The sequence below is a fragment of the Kitasatospora humi genome (genome assembly GCF_020907985.1).
GTDB classification, from domain to species: Bacteria; Actinomycetota; Actinomycetes; order Streptomycetales; family Streptomycetaceae; genus Kitasatospora; species Kitasatospora humi.
The window spans coordinates 109,630-134,154 of the sequence record NZ_JAJJPA010000003.1 but is presented as its reverse complement, the minus strand read 5'-3'; the positions used below and the strand labels follow the sequence as shown (position 1 = coordinate 134,154).

Below are 24,525 nucleotides of genomic sequence, written 5' to 3'. Positions count from 1 at the left end.
ACCGCCCCTCAGCCGTGTGTGACTACCGCTCAGATCTCGCCACGCAGCTTGGCCAGCGCCTCCGCCAGGATCGCCTCGCCGTCCGCGTCCGTGCGGCGCTCCCGGACGTAGGCCAGGTGCGTCTTGTACGGCTCGTTGCGCGAGGGCGCCGGCGGGTTGTGCTCGTCCTGCCCGGCCGGGAACCCGCAGCGCGGGCAGTCCCAGGTGTCCGGGATGACGGCGTCGGCGGCGAAGCTGGGGCGCGTCTCGTGCTTGTTGGCGCACCAGAAGGAGATCCGGTTGCGGGGAGCGGACTCGCCGCGCTCCGCCTCACCCATCGGGCCGGCCCCGACCCTGCTGCCTCGAATGGCGTTGCCACTTGCCACGATCTGACTCCCTGCATGCCCTTGACTGCCTGGAGGCGCCCAGGCACTGCCGACCGACCGCCCGCTGCGGACGGTGGCAAGTTGTCCCAGTGTACGGAGCGGATAAGGATCTGTCCGCACCGGCTTCGGAACTGAGTCCGGATCAGCCCTTGACCTTGATCAGCAGACCCAGTACGACGATGCAGGCGAACCAGGCAAGGCCGATGATGATCGTGATGCGGTCGAGGTTCCGCTCGGCCACCGCCGAACCGCCACCCGTCGAGAGCGCGCCGCCGCCGAACATGTCGGACAGGCCGCCGCCCTTCCCCTTGTGCAGCAGCACCAGGACGACCAGCAGCACGCTGAAGACGATCAGGGCAATCGAGAACCCGAGAACCACGGCGGGACCAACTCTCTCGTTCAAGGCTCATTCGGCTGAGACCAACCAGGGCCGGACCCCCCGGGAAAGGAGGTCCGGCCCAAAGACTACGTTGCTGCGGGGGCGTTAGCCTACCGCCTGCTCCCGGTAACGCACGATCTTGACGAACTCGTCCGTGTCCAGCGAGGCGCCGCCGATCAGACCGCCGTCGATGTCGGGCTTGGCCATCAGCCCGGCCACGTTGCCGGCCTTCATCGAGCCGCCGTAGAGCACCCGCACCTTTTCGGCCAGCTCGGCGTCGTACAGCTCGGCCAGCCGGGCCCGGATCGCGGCGCAGACCTCCTGTGCGTCCTCGGGGGTGGCCACCTCGCCGGTGCCGATCGCCCAGACCGGCTCGTAGGCCACCACGATGCTCTCGGCCTGCGCGGCGGGCACCTCGGCCAGCGCGCCGTCCAGCTGCGCCAGCGTGTACTCGGTGTGGGTGCCGGCCCTGCGGACCTCCAGCGGCTCGCCGACGCACAGGATCGGGGTGATCCCGTTGCGGTAGGCGGCCCTCACCTTGGCGTTGACCAGCTCGTCGGTCTCGCCGTGGTACTGGCGCCGCTCCGAGTGGCCGATCACCGCGTAGCTGCACTTCAGCTTGGCCAGCATCGGACCGGAGACCTCGCCGGTGTAGGCACCGCCGTCGTGCGCCGAGATGTCCTGCGAGCCGTACTTGATCTTCAGCTTGTCGCCGTCCACCAGGGTCTGCACCGAGCGCAGATCGGTGAACGGGGTCAGCACCGCGACCTCGACCGCCTTGAAGTCCTTGTCGGACAGGGCGAAGGCCAACTTCTGGGTGTGCTGGATGGCCTCGAGGTGGTTGAGGTTCATCTTCCAGTTGCCCGCCATCAGCGGGAGACGGTCAGTCATGGGTCAGGCCTCCAGGGCGGCGATACCCGGGAGCGTCTTGCCCTCCAGGTACTCCAGGCTCGCGCCACCGCCGGTCGAGATGTGTCCGAACTTGTTTTCGTCGAAGCCGAGGGTGCGCACCGCCGCGGCCGAGTCGCCGCCGCCGACCACGGTGAAGGCGTCGCCGGGAGGGGTCGACGCGGTGAGCAGGGCCTGGGCCACCGCGCGGGTGCCGTCGGCGAACTGCGGGTGCTCGAAGACGCCCATCGGGCCGTTCCAGAAGACCGTCTTGGCGTCGGCCAGCTTCTCGGCGAAGAGCGCGGCGGTCTTGGGGCCGATGTCCAGGCCGAGCTTGCCCGCCGGGATCGCGTCGACGTCGACGACCTCGAAGTCCTCGACCGGGGTGCCGGTCTTGACGTCCGGGAAGGAGCCGGCGACCGCGGTGTCCACCGGAATGATGAACTCCACGCCGTTGGCCTTCGCCCGCTCCAGGTACTCCAGCACCACCGGGATCTGGTCCTCCTGCAGCAGCGAGCCGCCCACCTCGTGGCCCAGGGCCTTGAGGAAGGTGAACATCATGCCGCCGCCGATCAGGATCCGGTCGGCCTTGCCCAGCAGGTTGTCGATCACCCCGACCTTGTCGGAGACCTTGGAGCCGCCGAGCACCACGGCGTAGGGGCGCCGCACGTCCTCGGTCAGCCGCTTGAGGACGCCCAGCTCCTTCTCGATCAGCAGGCCGGCCGCGTGCGGCAGCCGGGCCGGCAGGTCGTAGACCGAGGCGTGCTTGCGGTGCACCGCGCCGAAGCCGTCACCCACGTAGAGGTCGGCCAGCTCGGCCAGCCGGTCGGCGAAGGCACCGCGCTCGGCGTCGTCCTTGCTGGTCTCGCCGGCGTTGAAGCGCAGGTTCTCCAGCAGCGTGACCTCGCCGTCGCCGAGAGCGGCGACGGTGGCCTTCGCGCTGTCACCCACGGTGTCGGTCGCGAAGGCGACCGGCCGGCCGAGGAGCTCGCCCAGGCGCACGGCCACCGGCGCCAGCGAGAACTGCGGGTCCGGCGCGCCCTTGGGGCGGCCGAGGTGGGAGGCGACGACCACCTTGGCGCCGCGCTCCAGCAGCGCGGCGATGGTCGGCGCGACGGCGCGGATCCGGCCGTCGTCGGTGATCGTGGTGCCGTTCAGCGGCACGTTCAGGTCGGCGCGGACGAACACCCGCTTGCCGGACACGTCGAGGTCGTCGATGGTCTTCACGGTCTTCGATCTCCTGGGAAAGGGGTGGCGCTGCACAGGCGGCGCAGCACCGAGCCGCACCGCCGGAGCGGGCGGAACAGCGGTGAGGGTGGGCAGGGACAGGGCCCGGAGGCGGAGTGTGCCGCCGTCCGGGCCCTGCCCGTCACATCACATGCTCCCGCAGGGTCAGAGCTGCTCACCCACCAGGGTGGTCAGGTTGACCAGGCGGTTCGAGTAGCCCCACTCGTTGTCGTACCAGCCCAGCACCTTGACCTGGTTCCCCTGAACCATGGTCAGCTGGGAGTCGAAGATGGTGGAGAACGGCGAGTTCACGATGTCGGAGGAGACGATCGGGTCCTCGGTGTACTGCAGGATGCCCTTGAGGCTGCCCTCGGAGGCCTTCTGGAAGGCCGCGTTGACCTCCTCGACGGTCACGTCCCGCTCCAGGGTGACGACCAGGTCGGTGATCGAACCGGTCGGCACCGGAACGCGCAGCGAGGTGCCGTCCAGCTTGCCCTTCAGCTCCGGCAGCACCAGCGCGGTGGCCTTGGCGGCACCGGTGGAGGTCGGAATGATGTTGAGGGCGGCGGCCCGGGCGCGGCGCAGGTCCTTGTGCGGGAAGTCCAGCGTGACCTGGTCGTTGGTGTAGGCGTGCACCGTGGTCATCAGACCCTTCACGATGCCGAAGCTCTCGTTCAGCACCTTGGCCATCGGCGCCACGCAGTTGGTGGTGCAGGAGGCGTTGGAGATGACGGTGTGCTTGGCAGGGTCGTACTTGTCGTCATTGACACCCATGACGATCGTGACGTCTTCGTCCGTCGCCGGGGCAGAGATGATGACCTTCTTGGCGCCGGCGGTGACGTGCTTCTTCGCCGCCTCGGCCTTGGTGAAGATACCGGTCGACTCGATCACGATGTCCACGCCCAGCTCGCCCCAGGGGAGGTTCGCGGGGTCGCGCTCGGCCAGCACCTTGAAGGTGTGGCCGTCGACGGTGATGGAGTCGGCGGTGTGGGTGACCTCCCCATTGAGGGTACCCAGGATGGAGTCGTACTTGAGCAGGTGAGCCAGGGTCTTGGTGTCGGTCAGATCGTTGACACCGACGATCTCGATGTCAGCGCCCTGAGCCTTGACCGCGCGGAAGAAGTTGCGGCCGATGCGGCCGAAACCGTTGATGCCTACCCGGATCGTCACTTACCGATCTCCTTTAGGTACGCCGGATGGACCCGACGGGGGGTTTGAAATGGGTTGTCCCCGACCACCCATGACCCTACCCCCCCTGACGCCGCACAGGCACATCCCCTGTGGCCTACGCCATGTCGTGGCGTACTTGCGGCCAATCTTCGATGTGACGTAATGGGCCCGGTGGGGCGCACCGCGGTTTGCGGTGCGCCCCACCGGGCCCGATCGGGAGTGCGGTCGGCCGTGCGCCGTCCGGCGTCAGCTGAGCGCCATCTCCTCGGTGAGGCTCGCCTCGGTGCCGGGCAGGCCGAGCTCCATCGCCCGCTTGTCGGCCATCGCCAGCAGCCGGCGGATCCGGCCGGCCACCGCGTCCTTGGTCAGCGGCGGGTCGGCGAGCGCGCCCAGTTCCTCCAGCGATGCCTGCTTGTGCTGCATCCGCAGCTGGCCGGCCGCGGCCAGGTGCTCGGGCACCTCGTCGCCGAGGATCTCCAGGGCCCGGGCCACCCGGGCGCCGGCCGCCACCGCGGCCCGGGCCGAGCGGCGCAGGTTGGCGTCGTCGAAGTTGGCCAGCCGGTTGGCGGTGGCCCGCACCTCGCGGCGCAGCCGGCGCTCCTCCCAGGCCAGCACCGACTCGTGGGCGCCGAGCCGGGTGAGCAGCGCGCCGATCGCGTCGCCGTCCCGGATCACCACCCGGTCGGCGCCGCGCACCTCGCGGGCCTTGGCCGGAATGCCCAGCCGGCGGGCCGCGCCGACCAGGGCGAGCGCGGCCTCGGAGCCGGGGCAGGTGATCTCCAGCGAGGAGGACCGGCCCGGCTCGGTGAGCGAGCCGTGGGCCAGGAAGGCGCCGCGCCAGGCCGCCTCGGCGTCGCAGGTGGCACCGGAGACCACCGCCGGGGGCAGGCCCCGGATCGGGCGGCCGCGCCCGTCCACCAGCCCGGTCTGCCGGGCCAGCAACTCGCCGTCCTTGATCACCCGGACCACGTACCGGCTGCCGCGCCGCAGACCGCTGGGAGCCATCACCACCAGCTCGGAGCCGTGCCCGAAGATCTCCAGCAGGTCCTTGCGCAGCCGTCGGGCCGCAATGCCGGTGTCCAGCTCCGCCTCGATCACGATCCGACCGCTCACAATGTGCAGTCCGCCCGCGAATCGCAGGATCGCCGACACCTCAGCCTTGCGACAGCAGGCCCGGGTGACGGGGAGCCGGCTGATTTCATCCTTCACCGCTGCCGTCATCGCCATGGGCCGATCCTTCCATGTGTCCGGAAAATCCGGTCGTACGCGGCAGCCAGAAGCTCGGGGTCGTGTCGCGGACTGCCGTCCTTGGCGGCCACCGTGTCCAGCACCAGGGCCGCGCCCATCCGCTCGGCCGCCCGGTGCAGGCCGGCCAGGTCGGCCACGCCGAAGGCGCCACCGGTGACCGCCCGCTCGTCCACCAGGATCGCATCCACGTCCAGGTCCGGGGCGTGGTCGGCGATCACCTCCAGGTGGCGCTGCGGGGTGAAGCCCTCGGTCTCGCCGGGCTGCGGGGCCAGGTTGAGGCAGAGCAGCCGCCGGGCCTTGGTCGACACCAGGGCCTTGGCCAGCTCGGGCACCAGCAGGTGCGGCAGCACGCTGGTGAACCAGGAGCCGGGGCCGAGCACCACCCAGTCCGCCTCCAGCACGGCGGTCACCGCCTCGGGCACCGCCGGCGGTTCCTCGGGCAGCAGCCGCACCGACTGCACGGTGCCCGGGGTGATCGCCACGTCGGCCTGGCCGCGCACGGCGGTGACCGCGGCGGGGTGCGCCGGGTCGTGGCCGCGCACCTGGGCCTCGATGTCCAGCGGGACGGCCGACATCGGCAGCACCCGGCCCTGCACGTTGAGCAGCCGGCCGACCCACTCCAGCGCCGCCACCGGGTCGCCGAGCTTCTCCCAGAGCGCCACGATCAGCAGGTTGCCGACCGCGTGGCCGCCCAGCTCGCCGGTGCCGGTGAAGCGCTGCTGGAGCACCTCGGACCAGGTGCGGCCCCAGTCGTCGTCGCCGCAGAGCGCGGCCAGCGCCTTGCGCAGGTCGCCGGGGGGCAGCACGCCCAGCTCGGCGCGGAGCCGGCCGCTGGAGCCGCCGTCGTCGGCGACGGTGACCACGGCGGTCAGGTCGGAGGTGAGGCGGCGCAGCGCGGAGAGCGAGGCGGACAGCCCCTGGCCGCCGCCGAGGGCCGTGATCCGCGGCGCGGTGCCGCCCCGGGAGCCTCGTGACGGGGAGCCCCGCTCGGCGGCCTTGTGCTGGTGCTGCTGCCGCCCTGGCGAGTACCCCGTCACACCTACCCCACGTTCCTGTCCTCGGTGGGCCCTCGGCCCGCCGCTACTCCCGTCCCATGTCGCGGTGCACCAGCACCGTCTCCACGCCGTCCGCGACCAGACGCTTCGTCAATCGCTCCGACATCGCGACGCTGCGATGCTTGCCACCGGTGCAGCCTACGGCAAGCGTCATGTACCGCTTACCCTCGCGGCGGTAACCCTCGGTGATAATCCGCAGCAGCTCGGCGTAACCGTCGAGGAACTCCTTGGCGCCGGGCTGCTGGAACACGTACTCGGCCACCTCGGTGTCGGTGCCGGTACGGGCCCGCAACTCCGGCACCCAGTGCGGGTTCGGCAGGAAGCGGCAGTCGACCACCAGGTCGGCGTCGACCGGCAGGCCGTACTTGAAGCCGAAGCTCATCACGGTGCAGCGCAGTTCGGGCTCGTCGTGGTCGGCGAACTGGGCGTCCAGCTTGGCCCGCAGCTGGTGCACGTTGAGGTCGGTGGTGTCGATCACCAGGTCGGCCTCGCCGCGCAGTTCGCGCAGCAGGTCGCGCTCCTGGGCGATGCCGTCCACGATCCGGCCGTCGCCCTGCAGCGGGTGCGGCCGGCGCACGCTCTCGAAGCGGCGCACCAGCGCCCCGTCGCCGGACTCCAGGAAGACCACCCGCAGCCGGATGCCGCGCTTCTCCAAGTCCTCCAGGGAGGTTCGCAGGTCGTCGAAGAACTGCCGGCCGCGGACGTCGATCACCACGCCGATCCGGGCCACCGCACCCTGCGAGCGGGCGCCCAGGTCGACCATGGTGGGAATGAGCGCCGGCGGCAGGTTGTCGACCACGAACCAGCCGAGGTCCTCCAGGCACTTGGCCGCGGTGCTGCGGCCGGCTCCGGACATGCCGGAGATGATCACCAGTTCCGGTGCGGTCTCACTCGCGGCTCCCTGCGGCCGGGTGGTACCCCCGTCATCGGACACTGTCACTTCGGTTCCCCGCTCTCGGTACTCGCCAGGCTCTCGTCGATCGTGCCCCCGGGCACGGCATCCTCAATGATCTCGCCCGTGGCGGTGTTCACGGCGAATGCCGCGGGTGTCCGGGAGGACAACGCCGTGACAACAGTTTCGGCGGTCCGGCGCCCGATCCCCGGGACCTCGCAGATCTCCTCGACCGTGGCGGCGCGCAGCTTCTTCACCGAGCCGAAGTGCTTGAGCAGCGCGGTGCGGCGGGTCTGGCCGAGGCCGGGCACCGCGTCCAGGCCGCCGGTGGTCAGCCGCTTGGTGCGCTTGGAGCGCTGGTAGGAGATGGCGAACCGGTGCGCCTCGTCGCGGACCCGCTGCAGCAGGTAGAGGCCCTCGCTGCTGCGCGGCAGCACCACCGGGTCGTCCTGGCCCGGCAGCCAGACCTCCTCCAGCCGCTTCGCCAGGCCGCACAACGCCACGTCGTCGATCCCCAGTTCGTCAAGCGCGCGCCGGGCAGCCGCCACCTGGGGCTGGCCGCCGTCGACCACCAGCAGCTGCGGCGGGTAGGCGAAGCGCTTGGGGCGGCCGTCGTCGGTGCGGGGGCCGGCCGGGTCTTCGTCGGCCCCGGTCTCCTGAACGGCCCATTCGCCGGTCTGCTCGCGCTCCTGGAGGTAGCGGCGGAACCGGCGGCTGATCACCTCGTGCATCGAGCGCACGTCGTCCTGGCCGGAGAAGCCCTTGATCTGGAAGCGCCGGTACTCGCTCTTGCGGGCCAGACCGTCCTCGAAGACCACCATGGAGGCGACCACGTCCTCCCCCTGGAGGTGGGAGATGTCGAAGCATTCGATCCGCAGTGGCACGCTGTCCAGCTCCAGCGCGTCGGCGATCTCCTGCAGGGCCCGGCTGCGGGTGGTCAGGTCGGAGGCCCGCTTGGTCTTGTGAAGTGCCAGCGCCTGCTGGGCGTTGCGCTCCACGGTGGCCATCAGGTCCTTCTTGTCACCGCGTTGCGGCACCCGCAGGTCAACCTGGGCTCCCCGCAAGCCACCCAGCCACTCCTGCACGGGAGCGACCGGATCGGGCAGCGCGGGCACCAGCACCTCGCGCGGCACCGACTCGCTGCCGCCGCCGTAGAGCTGCTGGAGCGCATGCTCCACCAGCGCGGCGGTGTCGACGTCCTCGACCTTGTCGGTGACCCAGCCGCGCTGGCCGCGCACCCGGCCGCCGCGGACGTGGAAGATCTGCACGGCCGCCTCCAACTCGTCCTCGGCGAGGGCGAGCAGGTCGGCGTCGGTGCCGTCGGCCAGCACCACCGCGTTCTTCTCCATCGCGCGCTTGAGCGCCTCGATGTCGTCGCGCAGCCGGGCCGCCTTCTCGTACTCCAGCTCGGCGGCGGCCTCGCGCATCTGCTCTTCCAGTCGGCGCACGTGGTTGCCGGTGCGCCCGGCCATGAAGTCGCAGAACTCCTCGGCCAGCGCCCGGTGGTCGGCCGCCGAGACCCTGCCCACGCAGGGCGCGGCGCACTTGCCGATGTAGCCGAGCAGGCAGGGGCGACCGACCTGCTGGGCGCGCTTGAAGACGCCGTTGGAGCAGGTGCGGACCGGGAACACCCGCAGCAGCAGGTCGACCGTCTCCCGGATCGCCCAGGCGTGCCCGTAGGGCCCGAAGTAGCGCACGCCCTTCCGGTGCGCCCCGCGCATCACCTGGACCCGGGGGAACTCCTCGTTGAGGGTGACCGCGAGCTCGGGGTAGCTCTTGTCGTCGCGGTACTTGACGTTGAACCGCGGGTCGAACTCCTTGATCCAGGAGTACTCCAGCTGCAGCGCCTCGACCTCGGTGCCGACCACGGTCCACTCCACCGAGGCGGCGGTGGTGACCATGGTGGCGGTGCGCGGGTGGAGGTTGGCCACGTCCTGGAAGTAGGAGGAGAGCCGCTGGCGCAGGCTCTTGGCCTTGCCGACGTAGATCACCCGGCCGTACTCGTCCCGGAACCGGTAGACCCCCGGAGAGGTCGGGATCGCGCCGGGTGCCGGGCGGTAGGTGGACGGGTCAGCCATGCGGTTCGGTCCCCCTCGTACGTTCTGACAGTCGAAACCCTAGCTCTAGCTGGGAGTGACCGTGAGCTGCCCGTTGTCCACGGTCACCGGGTAGTCGGGCAGCGGCTTGGGCGCCGGGCCGTCGGTGACCGAGCCGTCCGCGATGGCGAACCGGCTGCCGTGGCAGGGGCACTGGATGGTGCCGGCGGCCACCTGGTCGACGATGCAGCCGGCGTGGGTGCAGCGGGCGCTGAACGCCTTGTACTGGCCCTGGGTCGGCTGGGTCACCACGATCCGCTGCTCCCGGTAGACCGTGCCGCCGCCGACCGGCACCGCCGAGGCCGGGCCGAGCTGCACCGGGGCGGCGGACTTCTGGCCGGAGGTGGCCGAGCTGCCGGCCGAGCCGTTGGTGGAGCCGGCCGAGCTGTCGGTGGAGCCGGCCGAGCTGGAGCAGCCGGCGACCGCGAGCGCGGAGCCCCCGGCCAGCACGGCGGCCCCGCAGCAGAGCAGGGTCCGGCGAGAGGTGACGGGCGATTCGGTCATGTCGGACATGTGGTGCTCCTGGAAGTGAGCGCTGGGGGAACGGGCGCAGTCTAGCTCCGCTCCCCCGGCGCTCCCGGCCGCTTGCTACTTCCTGACCGCCGCGCGCCTGCGCGCCCCGCGCGGGGCCGGCACCGGCGCCTCGTCGGTGACCCGGTCACCCAGGATGTCGCGCAGGAACTTGCCGGTGTGGCTGGCCGTGACCTGGGCGACCTCCTCCGGGGTGCCCTCGGCGACCACGGTGCCGCCGCCGCTGCCGCCCTCGGGACCCATGTCCACGATCCAGTCGGCGGTCTTGATCACATCGAGGTTGTGCTCGATGACGATCACCGTGTTGCCCTTCTCGACCAGACCGGTGAGCACCTTGATCAGTTTGCTGATGTCTTCGAAGTGCAGTCCGGTGGTCGGCTCGTCCAGCACGTAGACCGTGCGGCCGGTGGAGCGCTTCTGCAGCTCGGAGGCGAGCTTGACGCGCTGCGCCTCGCCACCGGAGAGGGTCGGCGCGCTCTGGCCGAGCCGGACGTAGCCCAGGCCGACGTCGGTCAGCGTCTTGAGGTGGCGGGCGATCGCCGGGACCGCCTCGAAGAAGTGCAGCGCCTCCTCGATCGGCATGTCCAGCACCTCGGCGATGGACTTGCCCTTGTAGTGCACCTCCAGGGTCTCCCGGTTGTACCGGGCGCCGTGGCAGACCTCGCAGGGCACGTAGACGTCCGGCAGGAAGTTCATCTCGATCTTGATGGTGCCGTCGCCCGAGCAGTTCTCGCAGCGGCCGCCCTTGACGTTGAACGAGAAGCGGCCCTGCAGGTAGCCGCGCACCTTGGCCTCGGTGGTCTCCGCGAAGAGCTTGCGGACGTGGTCGAAGACACCGGTGTAGGTGGCCGGGTTGGACCGCGGGGTGCGGCCGATCGGCGACTGGTCGACGTGCACCACCTTGTCCACCAGGTCGGTGCCGGTGACCCGGGTGTGCCGGCCCGGAACGGTACGCGCGCCGTTGAGCTCGCGGGCCAGGTGGGTGTACAGGATGTCGTTGACCAGGGTGGACTTGCCCGAGCCCGACACCCCGGTGATCGCGGTGAAGGTGCCGAGCGGGAAGCTGACCGAGATGTCCTGGAGGTTGTTCTCGCGGGCGCCGTGCACCGTGATCTGGCGCTTCTTGTCGCGCGGGCGGCGGACCGGCGGCACCGGGATCGAGCGCTTGCCGGCGAGGTACTGGCCGGTCAGCGACTCCTGGTTGGCCAGCAGCTCCTTGAGCGCCCCGGAGTGCACCACCTTGCCGCCGTGCTCACCGGCGCCCGGGCCGATGTCCACCACCCAGTCGGCGGTCTTGATGGTGTCCTCGTCGTGCTCGACCACGATCAGGGTGTTGCCGATGTCGCGCAGCCGCACCAGGGTCTCGATCAGCCGGTGGTTGTCGCGCTGGTGCAGACCGATCGACGGCTCGTCCAGCACGTAGAGCACGCCGACCAGACCGGAGCCGATCTGGGTGGCCAGCCGGATCCGCTGCGCCTCGCCACCGGAGAGGGTGCCGGCCGCGCGGTTGAGCGAGAGGTAGTCCAGTCCGACGTCGACCAGGAACCGCAGCCGCTCGTTGACCTCCTTCAGCACCCGCTCGGCGATCTTCTTGTCGCGGGCGGTCAGCTTCATCCCGCCGAGGAACTCGGCGCAGTCGCTGATCGACATCGCCGAGACCTCGGCGATCGACCTGCCCTGCACGGTGACCGCGAGCACCACCGGCTTGAGCCGGGTGCCCTCGCAGGCCGGGCACGGCACCTCGCGCATGTAGCCCTCGAAGCGCTCCCGGCTGCTGTCGGTCTCGGCCTCGCTGTGCCGGCGCTGGACGAACGGGATCGCGCCCTCGAAGCCGGTGACGTACGAACGCTCGCGCCCGTAGCGGTTGTTGTAGCGGACCTCGACCTTGGCCTTGTGCCCGTAGAGCAGCGCCTTCTTGGCGCGGGCCGGCAGCCCGGCCCAGGGGATGTCGGTGCGGAAGCCCAGCTCGGCGGCCAGCGCGCCGATCAGGCGGCCGAAGTACTCCCGCATGTGCCCGCCGGACCAGGGGTGGATGGCGCCCTCGTCCAGGGACTTCTCCTCGTCGGGCACCACCAGCTCCGGGTCCACCTCCATCCGGCTGCCCAGGCCGGTGCACTCCGGGCAGGCGCCGAAGGGCGAGTTGAAGGAGAACGAGCGCGGCTCCAACTCCTCGAAGGAGACGTCGTCGTACGGGCAGTAGAGGTGCTCGGAGTACATCCGCTCGCGCTCCGGGTCCTCGGCGTCGAGGTCCACGAAGTCGAGCACCACCATGCCGCCGGAGAGCTTGAGCGCCGTCTCGACCGAGTCGGTCAGCCGGCGCTTGGCGCTGTCCTTGACCGTGAGGCGGTCGATCACCACCTCGATGGTGTGCTTCTCCTGCTTCTTCAGCTTGGGCGGCTCGACGAGTTGGATGGTCTCGCCGTCCACCCGGGCCCGGGCGTAGCCCTTGGACTGCAGGTCCGCGAAGAGGTCGACGAACTCGCCCTTGCGCTCCCGGACCACCGGGCTGAGCACCTGGAAGCGGGTGCCCTCGGTGAGCTTCAGCACCTGGTCCACGATCGCCTGCGGGGACTGCTTGGCGATCGGGCGGCCGCAGTGCGGGCAGTGCGGCTTGCCGACCCGGGCGAAGAGCAGGCGCAGGTAGTCGTACACCTCGGTGATGGTGCCGACGGTGGAGCGCGGGTTGCGGTTGGTGGACTTCTGGTCGATCGAGACGGCCGGGGAGAGGCCCTCGATGAAATCGACGTCGGGCTTGTCCATCTGGCCCAGGAACTGCCGGGCGTAGGAGGACAGCGACTCGACGTAGCGGCGCTGGCCCTCGGCGAAGATCGTGTCGAACGCCAGCGAGGACTTGCCCGAACCAGAGAGGCCGGTGAAAACGATCAGGGAGTCCCGGGGCAGGTCGAGCGAGACGTTCTTCAGGTTGTGCTCGCGAGCACCGCGGACGATGAGGCGGTCGGCCACTGCTTCTGGCGCCTTTCTCCGGGTCGGGCAGAACATCGGTCTTATTCAGTGTCGCCGACCAGCATATAGCTCAGGCGTTCGAATTCCGGCGCTGTCCAGCCGGGCCCACCCGAACGAGTGAAGCGGATCGCACTGACAATCGAGCCCCGCTCCGAAAAGCCGCTGCTCACCGCACCCGGCGGCGATAGCCTCGCCGTGCAGGACAACGACCGGATACCCGTCAAGCAACGCGGAGGCCCCCTTGACCCAGCAACTCGCCCCCGGCGACATCGCCGCCGGCACCATGCAGGCCGTCGCCGAGAGCACCGAGCGGGTGCTGCGCACCGTCGCCGAGCTGACCCCCGAGGCGGTCGCCGAGCCGTCCGCGCTGCCCGGCTGGACCCGGGGGCACGTGCTGGCCCACCTCGCCCGCAACGCCGACTCCCTGGTCAACCTGCTGGAGACCGCCCGCACCGGTGTGCAGATCCCGCAGTACGCCAGCGAGGACGCCCGCGAGGAGGGAATCCGGCAGGGCGCGCCGCGCCCGCCGGCCGAGCAGCTGGCCGACCTGGAGGCGAGCGCCGAGCGGCTGGCCCGGGCCGCCGCCGCGCTGTCCCCCGAGAACTGGTCGGCCGAGCTGAAGCACCGCTTCGGCTACGTCTTCCCGGCGTACGAGGTGCCCGGCAAGCGCCTCGCCGAACTGGAGTTCCACCACGTCGACCTGGCCGCCGACTACACCCCGGCGCACTGGCCGGCCGACTTCGCCGGCGACCAGTTCGCCAGGCTCTGCGAGAACCTGGCCGGCGTCGAGCTGCCCACCGTCGAGCTGCTCAGCGACGACACCGGGCACCGCGCGCTGATCGGCGCCGCCGGGCCGGTCGAGCTGCGGGTCGAGGGCCCGATCCGGGCGCTCACCGCCTGGCTCTCCGGCCGCTCCGACGGCGACGGGCTGCAGGTCCACCAGGGTGACGGCCCGCTGGCCGACCCGCGCACGGCGCTGCCCGCACTCCCGCCCATGGGCTGACGCACCATCATGGTGCCTGTCCCTTCACAGTGAGGAGCAACCCTTGAGCTACCACGGAGCCGTCACGGTCGGCGGCCGGCCGGATGTCCGGGAACTCGCCCACCTGATGATCACCAAGGTCGCGGTCGGCCCGTACGACAACAACGCCTACCTGCTGCGCTGCCGGGCCACCGACGAGCAGCTGCTGATCGACGCGGCGGCCGACGCACCCACCCTGCTGGAGACCATCGGCGACGAACTGGCCACGGTGGTCACCACGCACCGCCACCAGGACCACTGGAACGCGCTGGCCGAGGTGGTCGCCGCCACCCGGGCCCGGACGGCGGCCGGCGAGTTCGACGCCGAGGCCATCCCGGTCCGCACCGACCTGCTGCTGGCGGACGGCGACACCCTCACGGTCGGCCAGTGCGCACTGACCGTGCGCCACCTGGTCGGCCACACCCCCGGCGCGATCGTGCTGATCTACGACGACCCGGAGGGACACCCGCACGTCTTCACCGGCGACTGCCTCTTCCCCGGCGGGGTCGGCAACACCTGGAACGATCCGGAGGCCTTCGACAGCCTCTACCGGGACGTCACCACCAAGTTGTTCGACGTGCTGCCGGACGAGTCCTGGGTGTACCCCGGTCACGGCAAGGACACCACCCTGGGCGCCGAGCGCCCGCACCTGGCCGAGTGGCGCGAGCGCGGCTGGTGACCGGCCGCGGCCGGTCGCCGCTCAGCCGGTCGCCTTGGAGCGCCGGGAGACCCACAGACTGCTCGCCGTGGTCACCGCCAGCACCGCGGCGATGAAGCCCAGCGAGAGCGGGATGCCGATCTCCGGAACGTGCACCCCGCTCTCGTGCAGCGCGTGCAGCACCAGCTTGACGCCGACGAAGCCGAGGATCAGCGCCAGGCCGTAGCCGAGGTGCACCAGCCGGCCCAGCATGCCGCCCAGCAGGAAGTAGAGCTGGCGCAGGCCCATCAGGGCGAAGGCGTTGGCGGTCAGCACGATGTAGGCGCTCTGGGTCAGACCGAAGATCGCCGGGATCGAGTCCAGCGCGAACAGCAGGTCGGTGGTGCCGATCGCGAGCATCACCACGGCCGACTTGGAGACCGACGGGAACCGCTTGCGGATCGCGACCAGCATCCGGTTCTCGTGGAACTCCTCGTCCTCCGGGCGGCCGGCCCGGGCCTCCGCGAACAGCTTCCAGGCGGTCCAGATCAGGAACGCGCCGAACAGGTAGAAGATCCAGGAGAAGGCGGCGATCAGGGCGGCGCCGAGGGCGATGAAGACCGCCCGCAACACCAGGGCGATGATCACGCCGACGCTCAGCACCCGGGACTGGTCCCGGGGCGGCACCGCGAACTTCTTCATGATCAGCAGGAAGACGAAGAGGTTGTCGACGCTCAGCGACTTCTCGGTCAGGTAGCCGGCGAAGAACTCCCCGGCCGGCCGGGAGCCGTTGTGCCACCACAGGAAGAGGCCGAAGAGCACCGCCAGCGCGATCCAGACCCCGGTCCAGATCCCGGCCTCCTTCATGGAGACCTCGTGCGGTCGGCGGGCGTTGATGATGAAGTCGGCGGCGATCAGGGCCACCAGCGCGGCCACGGTCGTGGCCCACTGGGCGACGGAAACGTCCACGAGTGCTGCTCCTCCGGCAATGACGAGTCTGCCGGAGGTCTTCTCAGCCCGCGTGCGCCACGCGGGCCGGTGCACCCGGGCGGACCGATCGACGGCCGCCGTGCTGACGGGGACACCGCGGGGAGTACTCCCCTCCGATTGACAAGGAGAGTACCAGGAAATCCAAAGAGAAGGTAAAGGAGGCTGCTGCTCAGAGGTAGGGCTCGATGGCCGGCAGCATGTCCTGGAAGGTGCGGGCCTTGGCCGGGGCACCGATCGCCTGCATGCCCCAGCCGCCGGACGCCTCGCGGAACACCTTGGCCATGATCTGCCCGGTGTGCCCCCCGCCGCCGGTCAGCTCGTAGCGCGCCAGCTCCTGGCCGTTGGCCTCGTCGACCAGCCGGCAATGCGCGTTCTGCACCTCGGCGAAGGTCTGCCCGGTGTACGAACTGACGGTGAACACCACCTGGGTGATCTGAGCCGGGATCCGGGTCAGGTCCACCACGATCGACTCGTCGTCACCTCCCGAGCCGACCCCGCCCACCAGGTTGTCACCGGTGTGCCGCACCGAGCCGTCCTTGCTCACCAGCTGCTGGAAGAAGACCACGTCCTTCGGGGTGTGCTCGGCGTAGAGCAGGGCCGAGGCATCCAGGTCGATCTGCCTGGTGCGACTGCCGAACAGCCCCCGCTTCGGCGCCGCCCGCCAGCCCAGGCCCATCCGGACCAGACTGAGCGTCTCCCCGCTCGACTTCCGCAGGCTCACCTGCTGACCCTTGGTCAGACTCACCGACACGGCGCCATCCCCCCTCTTGCTCCTCATGCTCCTTTCACCCTAAGCCCGGGCCCGGCGCGGCCACCAGGCCGTCAACCGATGCCGGCCTCCCGCATCTGGCGCAGCTCCTTCTTCAGCTCCTTGACCTCGTCGCGCAGCCGGGCGGCCACCTCGAACTGCAGCGAGGCGGCCGCGGTGTGCATGCGCTCCGTCATGTCCTGGATCAGCTGGGCCAGTTCGGCGGCGGGCAGGCTGCCGGGCTCCTTGCGGTCGGCGCCCAGGGCCGGCACCGGCGCCGCCTTCTTGCCCTTGTCGGCGCCCCGGTAGCCGGTGGACAGCAGCTCCTCGGTGTCCACTTCCTCGCGGGCCAGGGTGTCCAGGATGTCGCCGATCTTCTTGCGCAGCGGCTGCGGGTCGATGCCGTGCTTCTCGTTGTAGGCCTGCTGCACGGCGCGGCGGCGGTTGGTCTCCTCGATCGCCTTCTCCATCGAGGGGGTGATCCGGTCGGCGTACATGTGGACCTGGCCGGAGACGTTGCGGGCGGCGCGGCCGATGGTCTGGATCAGCGAGGTGCCGGAACGCAGGAAGCCCTCCTTGTCCGCGTCCAGGATCGCCACCAGGGACACCTCGGGCAGGTCCAGGCCCTCGCGGAGCAGGTTGATGCCGACCAGCACGTCGAACCTGCCGGCCCGCAGCTCGCGCAGCAGCTCCACCCGGCGCAGCGTGTCGATGTCGCTGTGCAGGTAGCGCACCCGGATGTCGAGGCCGAGCAGGTAGTCGGTGAGGTCCTCGGCCATCTTCTTGGTGAGCGTGGTGACCAGCACCCGCTCGTCCTTCTCCACCCGGGCCCGGATCTCGTGCACCAGGTCGTCGATCTGACCCTCCGTCGGCTTGACGAGCACCTCGGGGTCGATCAGGCCGGTCGGGCGGATGATCTGCTCCACCTGGCCGTCGCCGCGGGACAGCTCGTACGGGCCGGGGGTGGCGGAGAGGTAGACGGTCTGGCCGATCCGCTCCAGGAACTCCTCCCACTTCAGCGGGCGGTTGTCCAGCGCGGACGGCAGCCGGAAGCCGTGGTCCACCAGGGTGCGCTTGCGGGAGGCGTCGCCCTCGTACATCGCGCCGATCTGCGGGACGGTCACGTGGGACTCGTCGATCACCAGGAGGAAGTCCTCCGGGAAGTAGTCGAGCAGGGTGTTCGGCGGGGAGCCGGGCTCGCGGCCGTCGAAGTGCATCGAGTAGTTCTCCACCCCGGAGCAGGTGCCGATCTGGCGGAGCATCTCGATGTCGTACGTGGTGCGCATCCGCAGCCGCTGGGCCTCCAGCAGCTTGCCCTGCTTCTCCAGCAGCGCCAGCCGCTCGACCAGCTCGGCCTCGATGCCGTTGATCGCCCGCTCCATCCGCTCCGGCCCCGCCACGTAGTGCGAGGCGGGGAAGACGTAGACGGAGTCGTCCTGGCTGATGATCTCGCCGGTGAGCGGGTGCAGGGTGTAGAGCGTCTCGATCTCGTCGCCGAACATCTCGATCCGGACCGCGAGCTCCTCGTAGACCGGGAAGATCTCGATGGTGTCGCCGCGGACCCGGAAGGTGCCCCGGGTGAACGCCAGGTCGTTGCGGGTGTACTGGATGTCGACGAAGCGGCGCAGCAGCGCGTCCCGGTCGATCTCGTCGCCGACCTTGAGCGGGACCATCCGGTCGACGTACTCCTGCGGGGTGCCGAGGCCGTAGATGCAGGAGACCGAGGCGACCACCACCACGTCCCGCCGGGTGAGCAGCGAGTTGGTGGCGGAGTGGCGCAGGCGCTCGACCTCCTCGTTGATCGAGGAGTCCTTCTCGATGTAGGTGTCCGTCTGCGGGACGTACGCCTCGGGCTGGTAGTAGTCGTAGTACGAGACGAAGTACTCGACGGCGTTGTTCGGGAGCAGCTCGCGGAACTCGTTGGCCAGCTGGGCGGCCAGCGTCTTGTTCGGCGCCATCACCAGGGTGGGGCGCTGGAGCTTCTCGATCATCCACGCCGTGGTGGCCGACTTGCCGGTGCCGGTGGCGCCGAGCAGGACGACGTCCTTCTCACCCGCGCGGATCCGGCGCTCCAGCTCGGCGATGGCCGTCGGCTGGTCGCCGTTGGGCTGGTAGGGGCTGACGACCTCGAAGGGCGCCGTGGTCCGCTCAATGCTCGTGATGGGTCGCACGATCCCACCGTACGACCCGGGACCGACAAACCGAGCGGTCTCCCGCCGCCGAGCGGGCGGGACTCAGGCCGTGGGGGCCTCGAAGCTCATGGCCGGGTCGTGCGCCGGATCGAGACGGACCACGACATCGAGGGCCCTGGCCAGGCGTTCGATGAGCGGAAGCGTCGGATCGGTGCCGCTCTCCTCGATGCTCTCGATCTCCTCCTCGGTCAGCCCCGCCCGCTCGGCGAGCTCCGAGGGGCTCCAGCCGAGCGCCGACCGACGCGCGTACACCGCTTCGGCCAGCGCCATGCGTCGACCAGCTGCCAGGTACTCCTCGCTCACCCGGTGCTCCGGCGGCACTGTCCACCCGGCGTGGTGGGCGCTGCTCATCCTCGCTCCTCCTCCCGGCCGTAGGTCTCGTGGTCACCGGCGGGCAGGTGCTCCGCCTCGCACAGCTTCTGTGCCCGGTGGGCACGCTCGACCTGCTCGGCCTCGCGGGTCCTAGTCTTGCGGAAGACCGTCAGCAGTACAGCCCGCCGTCCCGGCGCGAGCCAGTAGGTCACCCGCATCGCACCGATCCGCAGCCCCCGCACCGGCCCGCCGAGATGGCTCGCGAGCGGGAACGGCAGCGCACCACCCTCCTCCGCCAGCCGGTCAGCGAACCGCTCCGCGGCGCGGTACTCGGCCATCGAGCAGTGTTCGAGCCACTGCCGGACCTCGGGTTCCAACTCGATGCTCCAGTTGCACAGCTCTGGCCGGGCAGGCATGAACTTCCCTCCGCACGCTTCCCTGTGGGGGTCAACGTGCGTGGGGGCGGCGGGTCACGGGAGACGGGAAGCGGACTACTTCGCGGAGTCGCGGGCCAGGGCGACGAGGCGGGAGATGGCGCGCAGGTACTTCTTGCGGTAGCCGCCCTTGAGCATCTCGTCGGAGAAGACCTGGTCGAAGGGGATGCCGGAGGCGGTGATCGGGAGCTCGCGGTCGTACATCCGGTCGGCCAGGACGACCAGGCGCAGGGCGGTGGACTGGTCCTCGACCGGGCAGACGCCGCGCAGGCAGACCGCGTGCACGTTGTCGAGCAGCGCGCCGTAGCGGCTGGGGTGGACGGCGGAGAGGTGCGCCAGCAGCGTCGGGAAGTCGTCCAGCGAGGCGCCCGGCACGGTGGCGGCGCGCTGGGTGACCTCGGCGTCGGTGTAGGGCGCCGGGGCGGCGGGCAGGCCGCGGTGGCGGTAGTCCTGGCCGTCGATCCGCACGGTGGTGAAGTGCGCCGAGAGCCCCTGGATCTCGCGCATGAAGTCGGTGGCCGCGAACCGGCCCTCGCCCAGCTTCTCGGGCAGCGTGTTGGAAGTGGCCGCCAGCTTGACCCCGGCCTCGACCAGCCGGGACAGCAGGGTGGAGACCAGCACCGTGTCGCCCGGGTCGTCGAGCTCGAACTCGTCGATGCAGAGCAGCTTGTGGTCCGAGAGGGTCCGCACGGCCTGCTGGAAACCGAGCGCGCCGACCAGGTTGGTCAGCTCCACGAAGGTGCCGAAGGCCTTCGGCCCGGGGGCGGCGTGCCAGAGCGAGGCCAGCAGGTGGGTCTTGCCGACGCCGTAACCGCCGTCCAGGTAGACCCCGGCCGGGCCGGCGGGTGCGGCGGCCTTGCGGAACCAGCCGCGCTTGGGCGCGGCGGCGGTCAGCCCCGCGGCGAACCCCTCCAGCACCCGGACCGCCTCGAACTGGCTGGGCTGCGTCGGGTCGGGCAGGTAGGAACCGAAGCTCACGCCCGCGAACCGCGGCGGCGGGACCATCTCGGCGACCAGTCGCTCGGCCGGCACCGAGGGCCTGCGCTCGGCGAGCGCGGCGGGGCCGGCGGCGGTGGTGGCGGCTATGGCATCTGGGTGGGAGGCTGCGGGCACGGTTCCCAAGCCTACTGGCCGTGGAAGACTCGCTGTCATGCGCCAGCTGATCTCTCCGTCACAGTCCCCCGCCCTCGCCGCCGCCCTGGAGGAGGACTCCCTCGCGGCCCTCGCCGAGGTCTACGCGTACCCCGCGCAGGTGGAGGGGGGCAGGGCCTGGCTGCGGGGCAACATGGTCTCCTCGCTGGACGGCGCGGCCCGGTTGGGGGGGCTCTCCGAGGGGCTCTCCAGCGAGGCCGACAAGCGCGTCTTCGGGGTTCTGCGGGCGCTGTCGGACGTCGTGCTGGTCGGCGCCGAGACGGTGCGGGCCGAGGGCTACCGGCCGGCCCGGGCGCGCGCCGAGTTCCAGGCGGCCCGGGCGGCGGCCGGGCAGGGCCCCGCGCCGGCGATCGCGGTCGTCAGCCGCTCGCTGCGGCTCGACCTGACCGCCCCGCTGTTCACCGAGCCGCTGGTGCCCACCGTGGTGATCACCACCGAGGACGCCCCGGCGGCGGCCCGGGCCGCGGTGGCCGAGGTCGCCGAGCTGGTCATCGCGGGGCGGGGCGACGTCGACCTGCCCGCCGCGCTCGCCTCGCTGACCGCGCGCGGCTGGACCCGGCAGCTGTCGGAGGGCGGCCCGCGCCTGCTGGCCCAGCTGACGGCGGCCGGGCTGCTGGACGAGCTGTGCCTCTCGCTGGCGCCGCTGCTGACCGCCGGCGACTCGCCGCGGATCACGCACGGCGCCCCGCTGGTGGACGCGCAGCGGATGCGGTTGGTGTCGCTGATCGAGCAGAAAGGTTTCCTCTTTGCCCGTTACTGCCGCACTGCCGTCAGCTGACGGACAATGTGATCACTCCCACGTGGCGCCAGTGCTGCATGCGCCGCGTGATGAAAGCTTCCTCCGGGCACTATGAGAGGGGACGCCGGACCCCGGGGGCCTGCAACACGGAAGGGATTCTTGTGTTCAAGACCGTACTGATGATCGAAAAGGCGCTCTCCGACGCCGACGTGGAGCTGGTCACCACGCTGCACGGCGAGGAGGAGGTCTCCTTCGTCGTCCTGATGCAGCCCCGGGGCAAGACGGACGAGCTGCTGCGCGCCCTGGACGACGTGGCCCTCGGGCACCTCGACAAGGCGGTGCACGAGCACGACGAGCACAGCGGTGCCAGCGTGGCGGGCGAGTCGCTGCAGCACAGCCTGCGGCACCTGCACGCGGCCGGTGCCGAGGCGGTCGGCCAGCTGGTCGAGGACCATCCGCTGGACGTCCTGCGCGCGGTGGTCGAGCAGACCGGCGCCGACGAGGTGCTGGTGCTCACCGCGCCGCACTTCGTGGAGGAGTTCTTCCACCGCGACTGGGCCTCCCAGGCCCGCCACAAGGTCGGCGTCCCGGTGCTGAAGCTGTTCGCCAGCGAGACCTGACCGGAGCCGAGCCGCGTTCGACGTGGTGCAGAATCGTCCTGCGGGCAGGCCCCGACCTGCCGCCGGGGGGACCCCCTCGCGAGGACGATTCGCCACTTCATTACGGAGCACTCCCTTGAACGACGCCGCCCACGACCTGCACGCCCCGCACTTCATCGGCATCGGCGGCGCCGGCATGTCCGGTCTGGCGAAGATCCTCAGCGTTCGCGGGGCCAAGGTCTCCGGCAGTGACGCCAAGGAGTCCGCGACGGTGCTCGCACTGCGCGCCCTCGGCGCCGCGGTCGCCGTGGGCCACGCCGCCGAGAACGTGCCGGACGGCGCCAGCAGCATCGTCGTCTCCAGCGCGATCCGGGCGGACAACCCCGAGCTGGCCGCCGCCCGCGAGCGCGGCATCCCGGTGGTGCACCGCTCGGACGCACTGGCCGCGCTGATGGGCGGCCGCCGGGCCCTGGCGGTGGCCGGCACCCACGGCAAGACCACCACCACCAGCATGCTCGCCGTCGCCCTCGGCGCCCTCGGCCTGGACCCGTCCTACGCGATCGGCGGCGACCTGGACGCGCCCGGCTCCAACGCCCACCACGGCACCGGCGAGATCTTCGTGGCCGAGGCGGACGAGAGCGACCGCAGCTTCCACAAGTACGCGCCCGAGGTGGCGATCATCCTCAACGTGGAACTGGACCACCACGCCAACTACGCCTCCATGGACGAGATCTACGAGTCCTTCGAGACCTTCGTCGGCCGGATCCAGCCCGGCGGCACCCTGGTGGTCTCCGCGGACCACCCGGGTGCCCGGGAGCTGACCTCCCGGGTGGTCGGCCGCGAGGACCTGAACGTGGTGACCGTCGGCGCCGCCGAGGACGCCACCGTGCGGGTGCTCTCCGTCGTGCCGCGCGGCATGACCAGCCAGGTCACCGTGGAGCTGGAAGGCGCCGAGCTGGCCTTCACCGTCTCCGTCCCCGGCAAGCACTACGCGCACAACGCGGTGGCCGCGCTGGCCGCCGGCATCGCGCTCGGGGTGCCCGCCGAGCAGCTGGCCGAGGCGCTCGGCTCCTACACCGGGGTGCGCCGCCGGCTGCAGCTCAAGGGCGAGGCCGCCGGGGTCCAGGTGATCGACTCCTACGCCCACCACCCCACCGAGATGTCCGCCGACCTGGAGGCGATCCGGGACGCGGCCGCGGGCCGGGTGCTGGTGCTGTTCCAGCCGCACCTGTTCAGCCGCACCCAGCAGCTGGCCGAGGAGATGGGCCGGGCGCTGGCCCTCGCCGACGCCTCGGTGGTGCTCGACGTCTACCCGGCCCGGGAGGACCCGATCCCGGGCGTCAGCAGTGAGCTGATCATCGACGCCGCCCGCCGGGCCGGCGCCGACGTGACCGCCGAGCACGAGTTCGGCGCCGCCCCCGCCCGGCTCGCCGGGATGGCCAAGACGGGCGATCTGGTTCTCACCATGGGAGCCGGGGACGTCACCAACCTCGGCCCGGCGATCCTCGAGGAGCTTGCCCGATGACGTACGAGATCCAGAAGACCGACGACGAGTGGCGCGCGCAGCTCAGCCCGGCGGAGTACCAGGTGCTGCGGCGCGGCGGCACCGAGCCGGCGTTCCGCGGTGAGTACACCGACACCAAGACCGTCGGGGTGTACGCCTGCCGGGCCTGCGGCGCCGAACTGTTCAGCTCCGAGACCAAGTTCGAGAGCCACTGCGGCTGGCCGAGCTTCTTCGACCCGCGCAGCTCCGACGCCGTCGAGCTGCTGGAGGACCGCTCGCACGGCATGGTCCGGGTCGAGGTGCGCTGCGCCCGCTGCGGCAGCCACCTGGGCCACGTCTTCGAGGGCGAGGGCTACCCCACCCCGACCGACCAGCGCTACTGCATCAACAGCATCTCGCTGACGCTCAAGCCGGCGCAGTAGCGCCCGGCAGCACCTGACCGGCCCCTGACGGACCGGCGGCCGGCCCCGGTGCCCGGCTGCCGGTCCGTCAGGGGCCCTTGCGTTGGTCACGATTCGGTATCGCGCACCGGCCGGCCCTGCCGATTGTCGGGCCGGAGGTCTAGAACAAGGCCCATGTGGTTGCTCTTCCTGGTGCCGGCCTGCGTCGTCGCGGTGGTCTCCTGCCTCCGCCTGGTCCGGGCCGCGGCCACCGCCGACGCCATGACGGACCAGGTGCGCGAGGAGACCCGGGCCGCCTCGCTCGGGCTCTACGAGACCGCGTACCTGGCCGGCGGGCCGAGCCGGGTGGTGGAGCTGGCGCTGGTGCTGATGAGCGGCCGCGGCCGGCTGCACCTGGCGCACACCGGCTGGACCACGGTGGTCGACCCGGTCGGGCGCAACCGGCTGGAACGGGCGCTGATCGACGCGATCGGCCCGGAGGGCCAGTGCCGCACCGGCGAGCTGCGGCAGAGCCTGGCGGGGCATCCGGCGGTGGCCGAGATCGGGGTGCGGCTGTCGCTGGCCGGGCTGGCCACCCCGGTCGGGATCCGGGAGAACACGCTGCTGGCGGTCCGCCAGGTGCGCCAGGCGCTGGTGCTGGCGGCACTGCTGCTGGTCGGCGCGATGACGTTCAGCTGGCCCGGGCAGCCGAACGGCGCGGCCGCCTTCGCCTGGTTCTCGCTCCCGCTGATCCTCACCACCGGCACCCTGCTGATGGCCCGGGTGGACGTGCACCCGTACACCCGGTGGGCGGCGCCGGCCGGGCAGCGGCTACTGGAGGAGCTGCGGCTGCCCCGGCAGCCCCGGGGCACCGAGCCGGACGCCGAGCGCCTGCTGCTCACCGCGGTGGCGATGGGCGGGGCCGGCGCGGTGCCGGACGCCCGGCTGCGGATGGCGCTGCGCGGCTGACCCGCCCGACGGGCCTCCCCCCGGCCTTCGGCC

Annotated in this window: 24 protein-coding genes; 7 read left to right on the top strand and 17 right to left on the bottom strand. The window is 71.1% G+C overall.

The genetic code is table 11. From position 1 onward, the window contains the following. Positions 1 to 29: 29 nt before the first annotated feature. From LN042_RS04695 to uvrA, 11 genes are all read right to left on the bottom strand, one after another. Positions 30 to 365 (bottom strand): RNA polymerase-binding protein RbpA, encoded by a 336-nt coding sequence (locus LN042_RS04695; protein WP_308191761.1) that lies wholly within the window; start codon positions 363 to 365, stop codon positions 30 to 32. 142 nt (positions 366 to 507) lie between these two features. Then, positions 508 to 744, bottom strand: a complete 237-nt coding sequence (gene secG, locus LN042_RS04690) for a preprotein translocase subunit SecG (RefSeq protein ID WP_230049005.1) — start codon at positions 742 to 744, stop codon at positions 508 to 510. 105 nt (positions 745 to 849) lie between these two features. Further along, positions 850 to 1,635, bottom strand: a complete 786-nt coding sequence (gene tpiA, locus LN042_RS04685) for a triose-phosphate isomerase (RefSeq protein WP_230048682.1) — start codon at positions 1,633 to 1,635, stop codon at positions 850 to 852. A gap of 3 nt (positions 1,636 to 1,638) precedes the next feature. Beyond that, positions 1,639 to 2,859, bottom strand: a complete 1,221-nt coding sequence (locus tag LN042_RS04680) for a phosphoglycerate kinase (protein ID WP_230048680.1) — start codon at positions 2,857 to 2,859, stop codon at positions 1,639 to 1,641. Positions 2,860 to 3,024: 165 nt separating this feature from the next. Further along, positions 3,025 to 4,029, bottom strand: a complete 1,005-nt coding sequence (gap, locus tag LN042_RS04675) for a type I glyceraldehyde-3-phosphate dehydrogenase (protein ID WP_230048678.1) — start codon at positions 4,027 to 4,029, stop codon at positions 3,025 to 3,027. A 246-nt stretch (positions 4,030 to 4,275) separates the two neighbouring features. After that, positions 4,276 to 5,256, bottom strand: coding sequence for a DNA-binding protein WhiA (whiA, locus tag LN042_RS04670; RefSeq protein WP_230048676.1), 981 nt, complete (start codon positions 5,254 to 5,256; stop codon positions 4,276 to 4,278). After that, positions 5,247 to 6,314, bottom strand: a complete 1,068-nt coding sequence (locus tag LN042_RS04665; protein WP_372495674.1) for a gluconeogenesis factor YvcK family protein — start codon at positions 6,312 to 6,314, stop codon at positions 5,247 to 5,249. The genes whiA and LN042_RS04665 overlap by 10 nt, the downstream gene beginning before the upstream one ends. A gap of 43 nt (positions 6,315 to 6,357) precedes the next feature. After that, positions 6,358 to 7,272 (bottom strand): RNase adapter RapZ, encoded by a 915-nt coding sequence (rapZ, locus tag LN042_RS04660; RefSeq protein WP_308191760.1) that lies wholly within the window; start codon positions 7,270 to 7,272, stop codon positions 6,358 to 6,360. Beyond that, the gene (uvrC, locus tag LN042_RS04655; RefSeq protein WP_230048675.1) at positions 7,269 to 9,302 is read right to left on the bottom strand and encodes an excinuclease ABC subunit UvrC; all 2,034 of its coding nucleotides are present in this window, start codon (positions 9,300 to 9,302) and stop codon (positions 7,269 to 7,271) included. The genes rapZ and uvrC overlap by 4 nt, the downstream gene beginning before the upstream one ends. A 45-nt stretch (positions 9,303 to 9,347) precedes the next feature. After that, positions 9,348 to 9,833, bottom strand: a complete 486-nt coding sequence (locus tag LN042_RS04650; RefSeq protein ID WP_308191759.1) for a Rieske (2Fe-2S) protein — start codon at positions 9,831 to 9,833, stop codon at positions 9,348 to 9,350. A 75-nt stretch (positions 9,834 to 9,908) separates the two neighbouring features. Beyond that, positions 9,909 to 12,815, bottom strand: a complete 2,907-nt coding sequence (gene uvrA / locus LN042_RS04645; protein WP_230048673.1) for an excinuclease ABC subunit UvrA — start codon at positions 12,813 to 12,815, stop codon at positions 9,909 to 9,911. 241 nt (positions 12,816 to 13,056) lie between these two features. Between uvrA and LN042_RS04640 the strand changes: the two genes are divergently transcribed. Both LN042_RS04640 and LN042_RS04635 read left to right on the top strand, forming a co-directional pair. Continuing rightward, entirely contained in the window at positions 13,057 to 13,818 is a 762-nt protein-coding gene (locus LN042_RS04640) for a maleylpyruvate isomerase family mycothiol-dependent enzyme (protein WP_230048671.1), read from the top strand. 43 nt (positions 13,819 to 13,861) lie between these two features. Then, positions 13,862 to 14,515, top strand: coding sequence for an MBL fold metallo-hydrolase (locus tag LN042_RS04635; protein ID WP_230048669.1), 654 nt, complete (start codon positions 13,862 to 13,864; stop codon positions 14,513 to 14,515). A gap of 21 nt (positions 14,516 to 14,536) precedes the next feature. Here the strand turns inward: LN042_RS04635 and LN042_RS04630 are convergent, their stop codons facing one another. The 6 genes from LN042_RS04630 to zapE form a co-directional block, all read right to left on the bottom strand. Continuing rightward, positions 14,537 to 15,442: a TerC family protein gene (locus LN042_RS04630; RefSeq protein WP_230048667.1), complete on the bottom strand. Its 906-nt coding sequence runs from the start codon at positions 15,440 to 15,442 to the stop codon at positions 14,537 to 14,539. Between the two features lie 190 nt (positions 15,443 to 15,632). Continuing rightward, positions 15,633 to 16,214 carry a TerD family protein gene (locus LN042_RS04625; protein WP_230048997.1) on the bottom strand — a complete coding sequence of 194 codons (582 nt, stop codon included), beginning with the start codon at positions 16,212 to 16,214 and terminating at the stop codon, positions 15,633 to 15,635. A 71-nt stretch (positions 16,215 to 16,285) separates the two neighbouring features. Next, a complete protein-coding gene (uvrB, locus tag LN042_RS04620; RefSeq protein ID WP_230048665.1) occupies positions 16,286 to 18,382 on the bottom strand; it encodes an excinuclease ABC subunit UvrB in 2,097 nt (698 codons plus the stop codon). 63 nt (positions 18,383 to 18,445) lie between these two features. Next, the gene (locus tag LN042_RS04615; RefSeq protein ID WP_230048663.1) at positions 18,446 to 18,754 is read right to left on the bottom strand and encodes a helix-turn-helix domain-containing protein; all 309 of its coding nucleotides are present in this window, start codon (positions 18,752 to 18,754) and stop codon (positions 18,446 to 18,448) included. Continuing rightward, positions 18,751 to 19,131 (bottom strand): type II toxin-antitoxin system RelE/ParE family toxin, encoded by a 381-nt coding sequence (locus tag LN042_RS04610; protein ID WP_230048661.1) that lies wholly within the window; start codon positions 19,129 to 19,131, stop codon positions 18,751 to 18,753. Before LN042_RS04610 ends, LN042_RS04615 begins: the two co-directional genes overlap by 4 nt. Before the next feature lie 75 nt (positions 19,132 to 19,206). Beyond that, the gene (gene zapE, locus LN042_RS04605; protein ID WP_249800610.1) at positions 19,207 to 20,301 is read right to left on the bottom strand and encodes a cell division protein ZapE; all 1,095 of its coding nucleotides are present in this window, start codon (positions 20,299 to 20,301) and stop codon (positions 19,207 to 19,209) included. Here zapE and LN042_RS04600 point away from each other — a divergent pair. From LN042_RS04600 to LN042_RS04580, 5 genes are all read left to right on the top strand, one after another. Further along, positions 20,300 to 21,079, top strand: a complete 780-nt coding sequence (locus LN042_RS04600; protein ID WP_230048659.1) for a pyrimidine reductase family protein — start codon at positions 20,300 to 20,302, stop codon at positions 21,077 to 21,079. The two genes, zapE and LN042_RS04600, sit on opposite strands and share 2 nt — an antisense overlap. 122 nt (positions 21,080 to 21,201) lie before the next feature. Further along, on the top strand, positions 21,202 to 21,660 hold the full coding sequence (locus LN042_RS04595; protein ID WP_230048657.1) for an indole-3-glycerol phosphate synthase: 459 nt from the start codon (positions 21,202 to 21,204) through the stop codon (positions 21,658 to 21,660). Between the two features lie 115 nt (positions 21,661 to 21,775). Beyond that, positions 21,776 to 23,164 carry a UDP-N-acetylmuramate--L-alanine ligase gene (murC, locus tag LN042_RS04590; RefSeq protein ID WP_283843554.1) on the top strand — a complete coding sequence of 463 codons (1,389 nt, stop codon included), beginning with the start codon at positions 21,776 to 21,778 and terminating at the stop codon, positions 23,162 to 23,164. Beyond that, positions 23,161 to 23,565 (top strand): peptide-methionine (R)-S-oxide reductase MsrB, encoded by a 405-nt coding sequence (gene msrB / locus LN042_RS04585; RefSeq protein WP_230048655.1) that lies wholly within the window; start codon positions 23,161 to 23,163, stop codon positions 23,563 to 23,565. The genes murC and msrB overlap by 4 nt, the downstream gene beginning before the upstream one ends. Before the next feature lie 153 nt (positions 23,566 to 23,718). Continuing rightward, the gene (locus LN042_RS04580) at positions 23,719 to 24,492 is read left to right on the top strand and encodes a TIGR04222 domain-containing membrane protein (RefSeq protein ID WP_230048653.1); all 774 of its coding nucleotides are present in this window, start codon (positions 23,719 to 23,721) and stop codon (positions 24,490 to 24,492) included. Positions 24,493 to 24,525: the final 33 nt, after the last annotated feature.